Raw genomic sequence first — 17,052 nt, 5'->3', positions numbered from 1 at the left:
GTCAGGCGGTGGTGGGCAGGCCGAGCTCGGCGAGCTCGCCGAGGGGGTCGGTGACGGTGCAGCAGCCGTAGGAGGTGAACGCGGCGCGCACCCGGCGGGTCGTGTCGTCGCTCCACGCGAGAACGAGGTCGGCCACGGCGCGGGCGTCGGTGACGGCCAGCAGGCCGGCGAGCTCGGCGGGCGAGGCGCCCTCGAGGGCGGCCGCGGTGGCGACGAGGACGTCGAGCACGCCGTGGTTCTCCTCCGGGATGCCGTCGACGGTGTAGCGGCCGCGGACCGCGTGGTGCAGGCCCCCGGTCAGCTTGAACGGCACCGGGTCCGCGGTGACCGCGTGGAGGAAGTGCGCCAGCTCGGCCTCGTTGGGCCAGGGCCACGCGGGCGTCGGGCCGGTGCGGAACTTCGCGACGACGGCGTCGCCCTCGGCCACCGACGAGCGGATGTCGGCGACCGCCGCTGCCTGCTCGGGGCCGCCGCGGGGCACCTCGAGGGCCAGGGGGAGGTCGCCGGGGAGGTCGAGCCGTCGCCAGTCGGCGCTCCAGCCCAGCTCGGCACCGGTGACGCGCACCCGCGGGTCGGCGCCCAGCACGGCGAGCGCCTCGCGCAGGACGGCCGGGTCGGTGCCGGGCCGCGCGACGACCCCCACGCCGAGGGCGTCGGCGCCGGTCCACCGTCCGGTGTCGAGCTGGTCGAGGAGGTCGCGAGCCGCGGCGGCGGGCACGAGGAGCGGTCCGACGCAGCCGCCGTACGGAGCCGCGCGGTGCGCAGCGTGTGCCGAGACGGCTTGCGGGAGAGGGCTGTTGCCGGGCGGGAAGACCGCCGCGTCGTCGACGAGGGCACGCAGGAGGAGCGGCGTCGTCGGCATGGCGTCCAACCTATCGCGGTGCCGCGCACCTCCCGGACCGCGGAAGGCGTCGGCCGGTTAGCGTCGGGGGATGGGTAGGGACGACGAGGGCCAGGTGTCCGAGGTGCAGCAGATGTCCGGGGCGGACGCGGACACGCCGATCAGCGACGACCAGGCGGTGGCGGGGCAGCCGGACGGCGAGTCGGGCGAGGTGCAGGAGGGTCCGACCGGGCCCAACGCCCGGGTTCCGGGGGACGACGGCGAGGACCCGTCGCACGGCAACTGACCCCTGTATCCCCCTCCACTCCCAACGTATAGCGGACCCGGGGGCTTGTGGCAAGGCCCCCTCTCCGTTCCAGAATCGTCGGCCCACCACCTCCACCGAGAACCGGAGCCGCCGACGTGCCCGACGCCACCACCCGCGTCTTCCAGCTGTCCGACCACCCCGCGAAGGACGACCCCGCGCTCGTCACGGCCGACGAGGCCTTCTTCGCCACGCTGTCCGCCACCCTCGAGCGCCGGGTCGCCGATCTCGAGGCCCGGCTGGACGTCGAGCGCCGCGCGCCCGGCGGCACCGGGCAGGAGGCCCTCGACCGCGACCTCGAGGTGCACCGCCTCACCGCCCGGCTGCGGACCCTGCGCCGGTACGGCGTGGACCTCTGCCTCGGGCGGGTCGTGCCCGCCGGGGGCGACCCCGTGTACGTCGGCCGGCTCGGCCTGACCGACGGGGCCGGGGAGCCGCTCCTCGTCGACTGGCGGGCCCCGGCGGCGGAGCCCTTCTTCGCCGCGACGCACGGAGACCCCCGCGGGCTCGCCAGCCGGCGCCGCTACCGGTGGACGCTCGGGAGGGTCACCGACTACTGGGACGAGGTCTTCACGGCCGAGGGCCTCGAGGGGCACGCAGCGCTCGACGACCAGTCGGCGTTCGTCGCGAGCCTCGGCGCCAGCCGCTCGCCGCGGATGCGTGACGTCCTCGGCACCATCGCCGCCGACCAGGACGCCGTCGTGCGCGCCGGGTCGCGGGGGGCGCTGGTCGTCGACGGCGGACCGGGCACCGGGAAGACCGTCGTCGCGCTGCACCGGACCGCGTACCTGCTGTATTCCGACCCGCGGCTCGGGCATCGCACGGGTGGCGTCCTGTTCGTCGGTCCCTCGCAGCCGTACCTCGCGTACGTCTCCGACGTGCTGCCGAGCCTCGGCGAGGAGGGCGTGCGGACGTGCACGCTGCGCGAGCTCGTGCCGGAGGGGGCCGGCGCCGTGGACGAGACCGACCCCGCGGTGGCGCGGCTGAAGTCCTCGGCCCGGCTGCTCGACGCGGTCGAGGCCGGCGTGCGCTTCTACGAGGAGGCACCGACCTCGCCGATGACGGTCTCGACGCCGTGGGCCGACGTGCGGCTCGACCCCGCCGACTGGCTCGAGGCCTTCGACGCCCCCGAGCCCGGGACACCGCACAACGAGGCCCGCGACCGGGTGTGGGAGGCGCTGACCGACGTCCTCGTCGACAAGCTCGCCGCGGTGCTCGACGACGACGGCTGGGGCGAGGAGCAGGCGGACGAGTTCGACGCCTACGGCGTGGCGTCCGAGGACCCGAGCGCCCGGTTCCGCAGTGCGCTCGCCGCCGACGACGAGCTCGCCGAGGCCTTCCAGCGGGCCTGGCCGCTCATCGAGCCGACCGACCTCGTCGGCGACCTGTGGACCGTCCCCGCGTACCTGCGGCTCTGCGCGCCCTGGCTGTCCGCCGACGAGGTGCGCGCGCTGCGGCGGGCCGACCCCGCGGCGTGGACGACCGAGGACCTGCCGTTCCTCGACGCCGCCCGCCGACGGCTCGGCGACCCCGGGGCGTCCCGACGGCGGGCACGGCAGCGGGCGGCCGAGGCCGAGGAGCGGCGGCGGATGGCCGACGTCGTCGCCGACCTCCTCGCGAGCGACGACTCGGAGATGAAGGTGATGTCGATGCTGCGCGGCCAGGACCTGCGGACCGCCCTCGTCGACGAGGGGGCGCTGCCCGTGGCCGACGCCGACGCCCTCGCCGGGCCCTTCGCCCACGTCGTCGTCGACGAGGCGCAGGAGCTGACCGACGCGCAGTGGCGGATGCTCCTCGACCGCTGCCCGTCGCGCAGCCTGACGATCGTCGGCGACCGGGCCCAGGCCCGGCACGGGTTCACCGAGTCGTGGGAGGAGCGGCTCGCGCGGGTGGGCGTCGACACGGTGACGACGGCCTCGCTGACCATCAACTACCGGACGCCGGAGGAGGTGATGGCCGAGGCCGAGCCGGTCATCCGCGCCGCGATCCCCGACGCGAACGTGCCGACCTCGATCCGCAGCAACGGGATTCCCGTCCTCCACGCAGCGGCGGGGGAGCGGGACGCGCTGCTCGACGGCTGGCTGGCGTCCCATCCCGAAGGCGTGGCGTGCGTCGTCGGCGACCCGTCGTTCACCGCCACGGAGCGGGTGCAGTCGCTGCGGGCGGAGGAGACGAAGGGCCTGGAGTTCGACCTCGTCGTGCTGCACGACCCCGAGCGCTTCGGCACCGGTATCGAGGGCGCGGTCGACCACTACGTGGCGATGACCCGAGCCACGGAGCGGCTCGTCGTGCTGTCCGGCTGAGCAGGTCACGAACCCCACCGCAGCCCCGCCGGGGGTTAGCGTCGCGGGATGGACCCGACGGAGCTCTACCGCCGGTACCTCCGGCGCTGCAACGAGTACCGCTTCGACGAGCTCGGGGCGTTCGTCGCCGCCGACGTGCGGGTGAACGACGCGCCGAGCGACCCGGCGGCCTACGGCGCGGGACTGCGCTCGGTCGTCGAGGCGTACCCGGGCTTCCGGTGGCACCTGCAGCACCTCGTCGTCGAGGGTGACTGGCTGGCCGCCCGGCTCGTCGACACCTTCGAGACCGGCGACGGGTCGAGCCACCGCCTGCAGGAGCTGGCGATCTACCGGCTCGAGGAGGGCCGCATCGCGGCGGTGTGGGGCGACCTCGACCCCGAGCGGCTGCCGCCGCCCGGAGGGGTCAGCGGGACGGGAGGGTGAGCACCTCGGCGCCGTCCTCGGTGATGGCCACCGTGTGCTCGCTGTGCGCGGTGAGGCAGCCGGTCGCGCTGCGCAGGGTCCAGCCGTCGGCGTCGGTGACGAGCTCGTCGGTGTCGGCCATCACCCACGGCTCGAGGGCGAGGAGCAGGCCCGGACGCAGCCGGTAGCCCCGGCCCGGGCGACCGGTGTTCGAGACGTGCGGGTCCTGGTGCATCGTCGAGCCGACGCCGTGCCCGCCGAACTGGGTGTTGACGAGGTACCCGGCGCCGGTGAGGACCGACCCGATGGCGTGCGAGACGTCGCCGAGCCGGGCGTCGGGGCCGGTCGCGGCGATGCCGGCGGCCAGTGCCCGCTCGGTGGTCTCGATGAGCCGGGTGGCCTCCGGCGTCGCGGTGCCGACGACGAAGCTGACCGCCGAGTCGGCGACCACGCCGCCGAGGGAGACGGCGAGGTCGAGGGTGAGCAGGTCGCCGTCGTGCAGCGTGCGGTCGTGCGGGAGGCCGTGGAGCACGGCGTCGTCGACCGACGTGCAGATGTGGTGCCCGAACGGCCCACGGCCGAAGGACGGTTCGTAGTCGACGTAGCAGGACAGGGCGCCGGCCCCGTCGATCATCTCCCGGGCCCAGCGGTCGACGTCGAGGAGGTTGGTGCCGACCTCGCAGCGCTCGCGGCAGGTGGCGAGGATGTCGGCGACGAGCGTTCCGGTGGCGCGGGCGCGCTCGACCTCGCGCGCGTCGAGCAGCTCGATCATCGGGGTCCTCCGCCGGGGTCGTGGACGGTCCACTCTAGGTCGCTCCCCGACCCCCGCCGGTCGCGGCCTACGGCGCAGTACCCGTCGCGATCACGACGAGTACTGCGCCGTAGCGCGGGCGGCTGGTCCTACATCAGCCAGTTGCTGGTCCAGCCGGAACCGGTGGCCGTGCGGCTGTTGAGGAACGGCGCGGCGGTCCGTCCCTGACCGGGGTAGAACCACAGCGTGCCGTCGGTCGCGACGCCGGCGATGTCGCTGCGACCGTCGAGGTTCCAGTCGTCGATCGCGAGGATCTGCGCGAAGGCGTTCCATCCGCTGCCCTCGGTGATCCGGGGGGCCAGGCCGATGTCGGTCGTCCGTCCGGGGTAGACGTACATCACGCCGGTCGAGTTGAGCCGGGCCATGATGTCGGCCCGTCCGTCGTTGGTGATGTCTCCGGGGAAGAACGGCGTGTAGTTGGTCCACACGAGGCCGATCTCGTCCCCGCGGGTGCCGGCCGGGACGGAGATGTTCCCGTTGTCGTTGGCGAGCAGCCAGAGACGGCCGTCCGCCGTCCGCGCGGCGAGGTCGGGGTCGCCGTCCTCGTCCCAGTCGCCCGCCCCGAACACGTCGGTGTAGGCCGAGGCGTCGAACACGGTCGGGTTGAGGAGGTCGTCGTCGGTGAGGTACTCCTCGGCCGTCGTGTCGAAGCCCCCGGCGCCGTTGCCGCGGAACAGGCGCAGCTTGCCGCCGACGAGCGACACGACGTCGTTGGTCTCGGTGTCGTCGAGGACGCCGTCCCAGTTGCCCACGTCGACCGCCTTGCTCCCGGCGCCGAGGTCGGCGGTGTTGGTGACCGCGCACCCGGAACCGGCCGAGAAGGTCGTCGTGCTGGCCCCGATCGCCCCCGACCCGAGGTAGTCGCAGACGAGCGAGTCCTGGTACCACCGGAGGATGTCGGGCTTGCCGTCGCTGTTGAGGTCACCTCGGGCGTAGGGGGTCCCGGACGGGACAGGACCGGCGAAGATGTCGAACGAGTTGTTGATGCCCGACAGGTTGCCCGCCGCGTCGACCAGCTGGACGTTGAGCTTCGACGGCCCGGTGCGGGTCGGCATCATCGTGACCACCGCCTTGCCCGCCGTGACCGGGGCCCGGTAGATGGGGTCCCGGTCGAAGGCGAGCCGGACGTAGGCGGCGTCGGCGGGCGTCGTGATCGTGAAGACGGCCGGCCTCCCGGCAGGGCCCTGGACGCTGTCGGGGTTGTCCGAGTAGTCCGGGAAGGTCGGGCTCGTGACGGTGACGGCCGCGGGGTTCGGGGCCGTCAGGTCGACGGTGAACGAGCACGTGGCCGTCGGCAGGGACCACCTCGACTGGCCGTTGGCGTTCTTCGCCACGGTGCGGACCTCCCAGTACCACTTCCCGGGGCCGAGGGAACGCTTCAGGTCGAGGACAGCGGGCTTGCCGGCGGTCGCCGACACCGAACGGACGGTGGTCGGGGTCGACGTGGTCCCGTACCTGAACTCGGCGATCACCGTCCCGCCGTCCTTGTCCTGCGGGACGGCGCTCAGGCTGATGTCGGTGTTCCCGATCGAGCCTCCGGTGCAGGGGGTGTAGGGCACGGTCGTGGCCGAGGTCGGCGTGGTCGGCAGGTTGTCGTAGGTCACCGACAGGGTCGGGTTGTTCTGGAACCGCTTGAAGGCGTAGGTGTCGGTCTCGCTCGCGGCCCGGATGCCGATGGCCATGTAGGACCACTTGCCCTTGGCCGCGTTGGTCGCCTGCGTCTTGACGTCGAACTCGACCCCGCCGGACGGGTTCGGGCACGGCGAGGCCTGGCCGCTGGGGTACCAGTTGTAGGCGAAGGTCTTGGCCGACTGCTTGTAGGCCCAGGTCGGTTGGGTGTTCCACGTCGTCTTCGAGGTGATGCTGTTCGTCGCCCACACCTGCATCTCGCGGGCGGTGCAGGACCACGACCACGTCTCGTTGAGCCGGAAGGTGGCGCTCAGCACCTCCGCGCCGTGGAAACCGGTGGACTTCATGTGGAAGAAGCTGCGCTTGGTCGTGCCCTCCTGGGACTCGTAGCCGACGCGGGCGTCACCCGTGGAGTTGTAGTAGCTGACGGTGGGGTACTTCTTGTCGACGTACGCCCAGGCCACCTTGCCGCCGCTCCACGCGGGGTCGATCTGCACCGGGAAGGTCGTGTCGGCCCCGGTGAGCAGGGCCCGGTCCGGGACGACGTCGAGGTGCCCGCCGGAGAGCCGGGTCGTCATCGGGCGGGACCGCGACCCCGCGCCGGCGCTCATGAGCCGGTCGGAGGCGCCCCGCCCCGCCACCGTGGCGCGGGCCGTGGGCTTCGCGGCGAGCTCGGCCGTGGTCTGCGGGCCCGAGGAGTCCCACATCTGCGGCTGCGCCGACGCGAACACCGGACGGCCGGCGGCGTCGACGGCCTGGACACCACCCGCCCGCGAGCGGAGCGTCAGGCCGGGCGCGGCGACGGAGAACCGCAGGCTGCGCAGGGCCGGGTTGGTCGCGGCCTTGCGGTCCTTGACGACGAGGACCTCGGAGAAGGTGTCGGTGTCGGCCGTCATCACGAGGTCGACGCCGGGAAGCACCTCGGGGTAGGTCGCCCGGTCTCCGTCCAGGACCGGCGCAGGGAGCTGCATCCCGGGCCAGCCGAAGGACAGGGTGCGGCTCTCGGAGCCGAGCGTGGCGAGCGCCGCGGAGCCCCCGCCGGAGAAGGACATGGGAAGCGCAGAGGCTCGCGGACGGATCCGGTTTCCTTCGCGCACAAGGGTGTTGTCGACAGCCACCCACCGGTTCGCCACGCGGGTTCGCACCGGCCGGGGGTTGGTCGAGTCGGTGAACGTCCCGTCCGGGTGGGCCACCGTCTGCGAGGTCTCGGTCGTCAGGCTCGTGACGACGACGTCCTTCTGGCCGCGGCGGGCGAGGTCCGAGGCCGCGGCACGGGTGAGGGTGTCGGCCGTGCTCGACGCGGTCGCGGGGCTCGCGGTCGGGCTGCCCGTCGTGGGCTCGGTCCCGCTCGCGGGGCCGGACAGGGCGACCTGCCCGAGCCCGACCGCGAGGGCCGTCGCGAGACCTGATGCGAGGAGGCGGCGGCCCCGTCGCGTGGAGTGTCTGTCCATGTGCACCTCGGCTCGGAGTCGTCGTCCACGACCGGGAGGGGTCGCGGCGGCCGGAGCGTAGCGCGCGGGTTTCGCTCTCCGGAAGGGGTTTCCGGCGCTCAAGGGCAAAGTTGCGAGTTCTCGCAACGCCGCTTTGCGAGTTCTCGCAGATTGCTTGCCACGCTGCTCGCCCGACTGCTTCACTTCCCCCGCGCCGGACGTCGGACCGGCTCGAGCGAGGAGGTCGCCGTGCGCAGGAACCGGACGTGGTGGATGCGGATCCGGTCCCGTTCGGCAGTCGGCGCGGCGGTGGTCGCGGCGATGCTGGCGGGCACCGCCCTCAGCGCGCACGCGGAACCGCGCCCCGTCGAGCCCCGGGCACGACCGGCGGCGGTCGACGTGGTCCGGCCCGTCCACGCCGCAACGGCGGCCAAGCGCCCCGCCCCCACCGTTCGTGCGCTGCCCTCGGCGAAGGTCCAGACCGCGCGGTGGCCCTCGGCCGACACCGCGACGCTCGCCGCCGGCGCCACCCCGGGGACGCGGGCCGCGGCCGGGCCGGTGAGCGTCGGGTGGGGCAAGCGTCGACCCGCCGCCCGCACGGACGTCGCCCTCCAGCCGTCGTCGGTCGCCGAGCGGCTCGGCGTCCGTGGCCTCGTCGTCGACGTCCGGGCCGGGACCGCCGACCGGGCGAAGGCGCCCCTCGACGTCCGCCTCGACTACTCGAACCTCGTCGGTGCGTACGGCGGCGACTGGGCCTCGCGGTTGCGCCTCGTCGAGCTGCCCGCGTGCGCCCTGAGCACACCGAGCCGCACCGAGTGCCGCACCGCGAGGCCCCTGACCTCGACGAACGACCCGACGAGCCGAACCCTGGTCGCCTCCCTGCCCGCGCGACCCGCTGCCGACGCCGGCACTGCCCGGGCCGCGGCGGCCATGGCCTCCACAGTCGTCGCGGCCGTCGCGAGCCCCTCGGGCAGCGGCGGCACCTTCACCGCGACGTCGCTCGCCCCGTCCGGGTCGTGGAGCGCCGGCGGCTCCTCGGGCGGTTTCGGCTGGACGATGCCCGTCGCCGTGCCCCCGGCCCCCGCCGGGTCCGAGCCCCAGGTCGCGCTCGCCTACTCGTCCTCGGCGGTCGACGGCCGGCAGGTCTCGACGAACAACCAGTCCTCGTGGGTGGGGGAGGGCTGGGACTACAACCCCGGCTACGTCGAGCGGCAGTACAAGGCCTGCTCGGAGGACCAGACCGGCGGCAACAACACCGTCAAGACGGCCGACCTCTGCTGGTACTCGGACAACGCCGTCCTCAACCTGGGCGGGAAGACCACCGAGCTGGTCCGCGACGACGCGACGGGCACGTGGCGACCCGCGGAGAACGACGGGTCGCGGGTCGAGCGGCTCACCGGGGCCGTCAACGGCGACAACGACGGCGAGTACTGGCGGGTCACCACGACGGACGGGACGCAGTACTACTTCGGACGCCAGCGGCTGCCCGGTTGGGTCAGCGGCAAGGCCGAGACGAACTCCGTGTTCACCGTGCCGGTCTTCGGCAACCAGGTCGGAGAGCCCTGTCGCGCAACGACCTTCGATGCCTCCTCCTGCACCCAGGCGTGGCGCTGGAACCTCGACCATGTCGTCGACCCCAGCGGCAACACCGCGAGCTACTGGTACACCAAGGAGACCAACAACTACGGGAGGAACCTCAAGACCACCGGTGCCCTGTACGTGCGCGGCGGGTACCTCTCGCGCATCGAGTACGGCGGTCGCCTCAATGCCGAGTACTCGGCGCCGGCTCCTGACCGCATCTCCTTCGACGTCGCCGAGCGGTGCCTCCCGACCACCGGGTTCACCTGCTCGGACGCCGAGTTCGTCCCCGGCAACGCCGCCCGGTGGCCGGATGTGCCGATGGACCAGGCCTGCAAGGCCGGCGAGGCCTGCACCAACCGCTACTCCCCGACGTTCTGGAGCCGCAAGCGGCTCACCGCGATCCGCACCGAGGCGCTCGCGTCCGCCACCACGTACGCCGCCGTCGACACCTACACGCTGGCGCAGTCGTACCCGAACAGCGGCGACGGCCTGAGCCCGGCGCTGTGGCTCTCGTCGATCACACGCACCGGGAAGGTCGGCGGAACCGCTGCCCTCGCGCCGGTGACCTTCGGCGGGGTCCAGCTGGGCAACCGGGTCGACTCGGGGACCGACGGCATCCCGGCGCTGTACCGCTACCGGGTCAACGCCGTCACGTCGGAGTCGGGCGGCGTCCTGGGCGTCAGCTACTCGGCACCCCAGTGCTCGCCGACGAACCTGCCGGCGTCCGACTCCACGAACGGCCTGCGGTGCTACCCCGTCACCTGGAGCCCGCCGGACAGCACCGGCAGCCCGATCAAGGAGTACTTCCACAAGTACCTCGTGACCCAGGTCCTCGAGCAGGACGGCACCGGCACCCAGCCGGCGAAGGTCACCTCGTACGAGTACGTCGGCGCCCCCGCGTGGGCGTACGACGAGTCGGAGGCCACCAAGCCCGAGAACCGCAGCTGGAACCAGTTCCGCGGCTACGGCACCGTCCGGACGCGGGTCGGGTCCGGAACCGACCCGGTCACCCTCAGCGAGAGCCGGTACTTCCGCGGGATGGACGGCGACAAGCTGCCGTCGGGCACGCGCTCCGCGACCGTCACCGACTCCTTCGGGACGGCGGTGACGGATGTGAAGGAATACGCGGGGACAGCGCGCGAGGTCGCCGCCTACGACCGTGACGGCGGGTCCATCGTCTCGTCGACCCTGAGCTCCCCGTGGCGCAGCGCCGTCCTCGCGACGCGGGCCCGGTCCGGACTCAGCGCGCTGACGTCACGCGCCGTCCAGGTCACGGGGGTCGACACCAAGCAGAAGCTCTCGACCGGTGTGTGGCGGACGACGCGGACGACCCGCACCTTCAGCAACGACGGCGTGCCCCTCACCGTGGAGGCCGCCGGTGACACCGGGTCCACCGCGGACGACACCTGCACCCGGATGGAGTACCCCACGGCCGGGGCCGCGTGGATCACCGCGTCTCCGTCGCGGACCTGGACCACCGTGGGGCCGTGCTCGACGACCGTCACGGGCGGTGCCCAGGTCGTCGCCGACGCCCGCAGCTACTACGACAACGCCACCTCCCTGACCGCCGCACCGACGCGCGGGCTGGTGACCAAGGTCGAGGAGCTCGCCTCGTGGCCCTCGGGCGGGTCGGCGAGCTACGCCACGACGACCACCACCACCTACGACGCCACCGGACGGGTCGCCACCAGCACGGACGCGGCCGGGGCGAAGACCACCTACGCCTACACCCAAACCCCCGCCGGCGGGCCGCTCACCTCGACGACGACCACCAACGCCCTCGGGCACGTGACGACGAGCACGGTCGACGCGGCGCGCGGTGACGAGACCGCGCTCGTCGACCCCAACGGCAAGCGGACCGACGCGACCTACGACCCGCTGGGCCGCCTGCTCAAGGCCTGGCTGCCCGGGCGGGCCAAGGCCACCCAGACGCCGAGCATGGACGTGTCGTACACGCTGTCGACGACGGCCCCGTCGTCGGTGACGACCAAGCGGCTCAAGGACGACGGAACCTACGAGACGAACGTCGAGCTGCTCGACGGGCTGCTGCGGCAGATCCAGACCCAGGTGCCGGCGGCGACGGGCGGCCGGCTCGTCACGGACAGCTTCTACGACACGGCAGGCCGGGTCCGGAAGACGAACGCCCCGTACTACGCCCTCGGCGCACCGAGCACGACGCGCTTCACCGCGGCGGACAACGAGGTCCCCACGCAGCACGTCACCGAGTTCGACGGCATGGGCCGCCCGACCGCCGACGTCCTCCGCGGGTACGGCAGCGAGAAGTGGCGCACCACCACCGCCTACGCGGGCGAGCTGACGACGGTCGACCCACCGGCCGGCAGCCCGGCGACCGCCGAGGTCACCGATGCCCTCGGCCGCGTCACCGAGCGGCGGCGCTACCCGTCCGGTGCTCCCACGGGGTCCTTCGACAGCACCCTGTTCGCGTTCGACGCCAAGGGGCGCCTCGACACGGTCACGGCCCCCGGCGGAGCCCGCTGGACCTACGCCTACGACCAGCGCGGCCGGACCACCCGCACCACCGACCCCGACACGGGTGCCACCGACCTCACCTACGACAGCGCCGGGCGCGTCGAGTCGTCGCGGAACGCGGTCGGGCAGACCGTGTTCACGACCTACGACGTCCTCAGCCGGCCGACCTCCACCAACGACACGACGAAGACCGGCGCGACGCGCACGTCGTTCGTCTACGACACGGTGATGAAGGGCCAGCTCACCTCGTCCTCGCGCTGGCAGGGGACGAACGAGTACCGCACGACGGTCCTCGGGTACGACGACGGGTACCGGACGACCGGGACACGGTGGACCATCCCGGTGAGCGAGGGCGCCCTCGGCGGGAAGTCCTACGACGTCCAGCAGGTGTTCTCACCGAACGGCAACCTGCTGCGCCAGCTGTTGCCGGCGGCCGGGGGGCTCCCGCAGGAGCTCGTCACGTACGGCTACTCGACGAACGAGGACCTCGCCCGGGTCACGAGCAACCTCGGGAAGACCTACCTCAACGACGTGCTCCGCACGAGCTACGGGGAGGTCGGTCGGCTCTACCTCGGCGGCACGGGGAAGACCGTCTACGTCGGGTACCAGTACGACGACGTCACGCGGCGCCTCACCCAGATGGCGATCGACCGCGACGTGGCGCCGACGCGCGTCGAGGAGCGGACCTTCGGCTACGACCAGAGCGGGAACATCCTCAGCCAGACCTCGACGGTCGCCGGCGTCAAGGACGCGCAGTGCTACGCCTACGACGGGCTCGCCCGGCTGCGCGAGGCCTGGACGTCGACGGACGCGTGTGCCGGCGCGCCGTCGGTCGGCACCGGCGGGACCGTCGGTGGGCCGCAGGCCTACTGGCAGACCTACGCGTACGACGCATCCGGCAACCGCGACCTCGAGACGCGTCACGCGGTGACCGCATCGGGCACCGACGTCGTGCGCGACTACACCTACCCGACCGTCGCCGCGGGTCAGCCGCACACGGTGCGGTCCGTGGGCGAGACCGGCCCGTCGGGTCCGGTGACGCGGTCCTACGCCTTCGACGCGGCCGGGCGGATGACCTCGCGCGACGGCACGACGCAGACCTGGGACCCGGAGGGCAAGCTCGCGTCGAGCACCAAGGGCGGAGTCACCTCCACCTACCTCTACGACGCCGCCGGCGAGCGGCTGATCCGGCGCGAGCCGGGCGCGGTGACGCTGTACATGGGCGGCACGCAGCTGACCCTCAACACGGCGACGCAGGCCGTCACCGGCGAGCGCATCGTCGGGCTCGGCGGGGCGTCGGTCGTGCGCAGCAGCACGGGGTCGCTCACCTACGTCGTCGACGACCACCAGGGCACGGGTCAGTGGAGCATCGACGCCACGACCCTCTCCGCGACCCAGCGGACGCTCGACCCGTTCGGTCGTCAGCGCGGCACGTCCGGCTCGACCGGGTGGCCGGCCGGCAAGGGCTTCGTCGGTGGTGACACGGACGCCTCCGGGCTGACCCACCTCGGGGCGCGCGAGTACGACCCGGAGATCGGCTCGTTCGTCTCGGCCGACCCGCTGCTCGACCTCTCCGACCCGCAGCAGATGAACGGCTACGGGTACGCGAACAACAGCCCGGTCACCTACTCGGACGCCACGGGTCTCGCTCCGCTGGGGCCCACGGACGACTCGGTCATGGGCTACACGTGGAACCCGAAGACCCAGCGCAACGAGCCGGACCCGGGGAAGATCCACTACACCAAGCCGAAGAACGTCGGCGGCTCGACCACGACCACGGGCGGCTCGAACGACCCCGAGCTCCGCGAGAAGGTCCGCAAGGCGCAGGAGGTCAAGAAGCGCAGCCTCCTCGACATCGTCATGGCGGCCGGCGCCGACATCCTGCTCGAGGTCACGGGCATCCGGGACATCCAGAACTGCTTCAGCAAGGGCGACATCGGTGCCTGCGTGAGCATGGTCATCGGGTTCATCCCCTGGTCGAAGATCCTCAAGGCCAAGAAGGTCATCAGTGCGTTGCGGCGGGCGTGGGACGCCTACTTCGACTGGCGCCGTGAGGCCCAGGCGGCGGACCGCTTCCTCTCCTCGGTCTGCATGCTGTCGTTCTCGGGCTCGACGCTCGTCCTCATGGGTGACGGCACCCAGAGACCGATCGAGGACATCGACGTCGGTGACGAGGTCGTCGCGACCGATCCCGAGACGGGGGAGCAGTCGGTCCGGAAGGTCGAACACGTCTGGCTCCACGAGGACGAGGTCGTCGACCTCGGGGTCGACGGCGAGGTCGTCACGACGACCGAGGACCACCCGTTCTGGTCCGAGACCGACCAGCGCTTCGAGGACGCCCAGGACCTCGCCCCCGGCGAGAAGGTCCTCACGGCGGACGGCCGACGGCTCACCGTCTCGGGGCTCAAGGACGGGACGCAGCACCTCGCGCTCGCCTACAACCTCACCGTCGAGGGCGTCCACACCTACCACGTCGGCCGCAACGCGATCCTCGTCCACAACTGTGGTAGCAGCGGCGAAATCGCCGGAGTTGCGAGTGGTATCGCCAGTCCAACTCCCGCAGAGAAGTTTGTGCCCAACCCTTGGGGGCGCCGGGGTAGTCCTCAGCACGTAGCGCGCATCGGTGAGGCAGAGTCCCGGCTAGCTGACGACGGCTGGGCGGTGGTCTCTGGGGGCAGCAAGGCCGAGAGGCGGTCAGCGTCAGGGCGATACCCGGACCTGGTCATGGAGCGCAACGGTCGTCAGATTGCAGTGCAAGTCGGTCGTGCCACCAAGGGCGGACTCCCCGTGGCCAGAGAACGGAGGGCGCTGACCGATCTGCGGGGGTCCGGGGAGTTTGATCACGTGTTCTTCTTAAAGTACGACCCGTGATGCCACGACGTCTTGTAGATCCGACGACCTGGGCACGTACCGGCCGGGGACATGCCACCGACATCGTCGGCATCGACGAGAAGGACATTTCCGGGGTGCTGTCCATGGGCAACACGGACTGGCCGACTCTCGTTCTCCTCAATGTGGACCGAGTGAAAGTCGACCGAGGCTTCGCAGAGGTGCTGGTCGAAGTGGCATACGAGGAGATGCCGGCCTTGGCGCAGGAGGGTCGTTGGGACTTCTTCGTCTGGGTCCCGGAGTGGACCCCGGAACTCGCGCCGATGGTTTCTGGAGACGCGTCGCAGCGTCGCGCCGCAGCCATCGCCTCACTCTCCGGCTTGGTGAACGTGCAGTACGGGAGACGTCGCGGCGCGGCTGTGGAGCCGGTGACAGTTGGCTGCGTAGGAAGCGTGAGGTCTGTCGATGGCGAAGAACGAAACTACGAGGAGTATGTGCTGCTGTGGAAGGCCATTGTGCGTGCGCTGCGGCAACGCACGTCGTGATGCAGACGGCGACGTCAGGGGCTAGAGACTGTGCTACGCCTGAGATGCGCGGCTCCGGGCGAGCGCACGCGGGGCTCTGCAGATCGCGGGGTCGGGACGGCGGGGCGGTCGAGGCGGACCAGACGAACCGTGCACGTGCGGGGTTGGTGCGGGCGGGAGGACGTCCGGACAGCGATAACCGCGCACGTGCGGGGGTCGTCGCGGTCGGAGCGGCGGGTCAGACGCGGCCGCGGACCGGGGTGCGCGAGACGTCGTCGCCGTCGTCGGGCATGGTCATCTCGGCCCGGACACCGAGCAGCCGCACCTCGCGTCCCTCCTCGAGGTGGTCGGCGAGCAGCGCCTGCACCACGTCGTGCACCGGCCCCGCCTCCGCCGTCACCGCCGGCAGCTTCCGGCTCCGGTTGACCGTGAAGAACGGCGCGTACCGGATCTTCAGCCCGACCCGCACGACGGGCCGCCCCTCGCGCCGCACGTCCTCGAGCACCTGGTCGGTGAGCACCCTCACCGCCTCGCGCACCTCGTCCGGCGTCACGAGGTTGGACTGGTACGTCGTCTCCCGGCTGTGCCCGCGCGCCACCCACGGGGTGTCGTCGACCTCGGCCGAGCCCTCACCCCGCCCGAGCGAGCCGTACCAGGCCCCCATCCGCGGCCCGAACTCGCCGACGAGCACGCCCTCGTCCGCGGCCGCCAGCTCAACCACCGTGTGGATGCCGTGCGCCGCCAGCCGCGCCGACACCCGCGACCCGACTCCCCACAGCTCGGCCGTCGCCCGGTGCCCCATGACCTCGAACCAGTTCTCGGCGGTCAGCCGGTAGATGCCCTGCGGCTTGCCGAAGTCGGTGGCGATCTTCGCGCGGACCCGGTTGTCCCCGACCCCGACCGAGCAATGCAGCCGCGTCCGCTCGAGCACCGCCGACTGGATGGCACGCGCCAGCGCCTCCGGGTCCGGACCCTCACCACCGACGAACCCCTCGTCCCACCCGAGCACCTCGACGACGAGCCCGAGCGAGCGCACCGCGTCGAACACCTCCGCCGACACCGCGAGGTAGTGCGGCCCGTCGACGGGGAGGAACACCGCGTCCGGGGCCTTGCGGGCGGCCAGCCGCAGCGGCATCCCCGAACGGACCCCGCGCTCGCGCGCCGGGTAGGACGCGGTGGACACCACGGCCCGCTCGGTGGGGTCGCCGCGCCCGCCGACGACGACCTCGCGGCCGGCGAGCTCGGGCCGGCGCAGCACCTCGACGGCGGCGATGAACTGGTCGAGGTCGACGTGCAGCACCCACGGAAAGGCGCGCGCGGCCATCATCGCCCCCCGGACGTCGGTGCGGTCAGTGCCCGGTGTCCTCGGGGAGCGGGGTGCGGGCGACGTCCTCGACCCGGCGGTTCTCGCGGGTCCCGCGGCGCCGGGCGTCCTTGACGAGGGCCCGCGCGAGGCGCACGGTCGAGGAGGGCACCCGGAACACGCCGTCCGGACCGGTGGTGGCGGTCATCACTCCTCCTCCTGCTCGACGTCTCCATCATCCCCCGGCGCGAGCGAGAGGTCCACCTCTTCGGCCGGTCGCAGGCCGCGCGGCCCCCCGACGATCTGCTGGCCGAGCCGAATGCGGGCGATCCGCCGGGCGAGCTCGCGGTCCTCGTCGCTGCCGAGGTCGGAGTCGATGAGGTCGGCGAGCAGCTCGTCGCCGATCTGCTGCTCGGCCGTGGAGTCGGCGGTGACGAGCGCGATCGCCTGGTCGAGCCGCTCGCGCCACTCGCCGCGCGCGTCCTGGCGCTGGCCGCGCAGCGCCACCCACGCCGCGGCGCCCGCACCGACGACACCGCCGGCGAAGGACAGGAACAGGACGAGCCAGGTCATGGCGACCATCATCCCGGCGGGCGACGACGCTG

Annotated in this window: 11 protein-coding genes; 5 read left to right on the top strand and 6 right to left on the bottom strand. The window is 72.6% G+C overall.

What is annotated here, in order from left to right:
• Position 1 precedes the first annotated feature (1 nt).
• On the bottom strand, positions 2 to 862 hold the full coding sequence (locus JQN70_RS02050) for a hypothetical protein (RefSeq protein ID WP_204129637.1): 861 nt from the start codon (positions 860 to 862) through the stop codon (positions 2 to 4).
• A 70-nt stretch (positions 863 to 932) separates the two neighbouring features.
• On the opposite strand from JQN70_RS02050, the gene JQN70_RS02045 reads away from it, so the two are divergent.
• The 3 genes from JQN70_RS02045 to JQN70_RS02035 all read left to right on the top strand — a co-directional run bounded on the left by JQN70_RS02045 (position 933) and on the right by JQN70_RS02035 (position 3,871).
• Positions 933 to 1,127 carry a hypothetical protein gene (locus JQN70_RS02045; RefSeq protein WP_204129636.1) on the top strand — a complete coding sequence of 65 codons (195 nt, stop codon included), beginning with the start codon at positions 933 to 935 and terminating at the stop codon, positions 1,125 to 1,127.
• 116 nt (positions 1,128 to 1,243) lie between these two features.
• A complete protein-coding gene (gene helR / locus JQN70_RS02040) occupies positions 1,244 to 3,448 on the top strand; it encodes an RNA polymerase recycling motor ATPase HelR (RefSeq protein WP_204129635.1) in 2,205 nt (734 codons plus the stop codon).
• A gap of 48 nt (positions 3,449 to 3,496) precedes the next feature.
• Positions 3,497 to 3,871, top strand: a complete 375-nt coding sequence (locus tag JQN70_RS02035) for an ester cyclase (RefSeq protein WP_204129634.1) — start codon at positions 3,497 to 3,499, stop codon at positions 3,869 to 3,871.
• On the opposite strand, the gene map is transcribed toward JQN70_RS02035, so the two are convergent.
• Together map and JQN70_RS02025 are read right to left on the bottom strand one after the other, a co-directional pair.
• Positions 3,852 to 4,622: a type I methionyl aminopeptidase gene (gene map / locus JQN70_RS02030; RefSeq protein WP_204129633.1), complete on the bottom strand. Its 771-nt coding sequence runs from the start codon at positions 4,620 to 4,622 to the stop codon at positions 3,852 to 3,854. The two genes, JQN70_RS02035 and map, sit on opposite strands and share 20 nt — an antisense overlap.
• 128 nt (positions 4,623 to 4,750) lie before the next feature.
• Positions 4,751 to 7,741, bottom strand: a complete 2,991-nt coding sequence (locus JQN70_RS02025; RefSeq protein WP_204129632.1) for an FG-GAP-like repeat-containing protein — start codon at positions 7,739 to 7,741, stop codon at positions 4,751 to 4,753.
• A 228-nt stretch (positions 7,742 to 7,969) separates the two neighbouring features.
• On the opposite strand from JQN70_RS02025, the gene JQN70_RS20785 reads away from it, so the two are divergent.
• Positions 7,970 to 14,662 (top strand): polymorphic toxin-type HINT domain-containing protein, encoded by a 6,693-nt coding sequence (locus tag JQN70_RS20785; RefSeq protein WP_204129631.1) that lies wholly within the window; start codon positions 7,970 to 7,972, stop codon positions 14,660 to 14,662.
• Positions 14,659 to 15,165, top strand: a complete 507-nt coding sequence (locus JQN70_RS02015) for a hypothetical protein (protein ID WP_204129630.1) — start codon at positions 14,659 to 14,661, stop codon at positions 15,163 to 15,165. The genes JQN70_RS20785 and JQN70_RS02015 overlap by 4 nt, the downstream gene beginning before the upstream one ends.
• Before the next feature lie 217 nt (positions 15,166 to 15,382).
• Here JQN70_RS02015 and JQN70_RS02010 read toward each other — a convergent pair whose 3' ends face one another.
• Genes JQN70_RS02010 through JQN70_RS02000 form a run of 3 tightly spaced genes read right to left on the bottom strand, consistent with a single transcriptional unit; the run spans position 15,383 to position 17,020 of the window.
• Positions 15,383 to 16,468, bottom strand: a complete 1,086-nt coding sequence (locus JQN70_RS02010) for a DNA polymerase IV (protein WP_204129629.1) — start codon at positions 16,466 to 16,468, stop codon at positions 15,383 to 15,385.
• A gap of 25 nt (positions 16,469 to 16,493) precedes the next feature.
• Positions 16,494 to 16,655 carry a hypothetical protein gene (locus JQN70_RS02005; RefSeq protein WP_204129628.1) on the bottom strand — a complete coding sequence of 54 codons (162 nt, stop codon included), beginning with the start codon at positions 16,653 to 16,655 and terminating at the stop codon, positions 16,494 to 16,496.
• Positions 16,655 to 17,020 (bottom strand): hypothetical protein, encoded by a 366-nt coding sequence (locus JQN70_RS02000; RefSeq protein ID WP_204129627.1) that lies wholly within the window; start codon positions 17,018 to 17,020, stop codon positions 16,655 to 16,657. Before JQN70_RS02000 ends, JQN70_RS02005 begins: the two co-directional genes overlap by 1 nt.
• Between the last annotated feature and the right edge of the window lie 32 nt (positions 17,021 to 17,052).

Source organism: Phycicoccus sonneratiae (assembly GCF_016887965.1).
Lineage (GTDB): Bacteria > Actinomycetota > Actinomycetes > Actinomycetales > Dermatophilaceae > Phycicoccus > Phycicoccus sonneratiae.
The sequence above is the reverse complement of the archived record's forward strand: the minus strand, read 5'-3'. Positions and strand labels throughout refer to the sequence as shown.

Bases quoted from the DNA above. Each gene is read 5' to 3' on its own strand.
- JQN70_RS02050 (WP_204129637.1), bottom strand. From the start codon at position 862: ATGCCGACGACGCCGCTCCTCCTGCGTGCCCTCGTCGACGACGCGGCG.
- JQN70_RS02045 (WP_204129636.1), top strand. From the start codon at position 933: ATGGGTAGGGACGACGAGGGCCAGGTGTCCGAGGTGCAGCAGATGTCC.
- JQN70_RS02035 (WP_204129634.1), top strand. From the start codon at position 3,497: ATGGACCCGACGGAGCTCTACCGCCGGTACCTCCGGCGCTGCAACGAG.
- map (WP_204129633.1), bottom strand. From the start codon at position 4,622: ATGATCGAGCTGCTCGACGCGCGCGAGGTCGAGCGCGCCCGCGCCACC.
- JQN70_RS02025 (WP_204129632.1), bottom strand. From the start codon at position 7,741: ATGGACAGACACTCCACGCGACGGGGCCGCCGCCTCCTCGCATCAGGT.
- JQN70_RS02010 (WP_204129629.1), bottom strand. From the start codon at position 16,468: ATGGCCGCGCGCGCCTTTCCGTGGGTGCTGCACGTCGACCTCGACCAG.
- JQN70_RS02005 (WP_204129628.1), bottom strand. From the start codon at position 16,655: ATGACCGCCACCACCGGTCCGGACGGCGTGTTCCGGGTGCCCTCCTCG.
- JQN70_RS02000 (WP_204129627.1), bottom strand. From the start codon at position 17,020: ATGACCTGGCTCGTCCTGTTCCTGTCCTTCGCCGGCGGTGTCGTCGGT.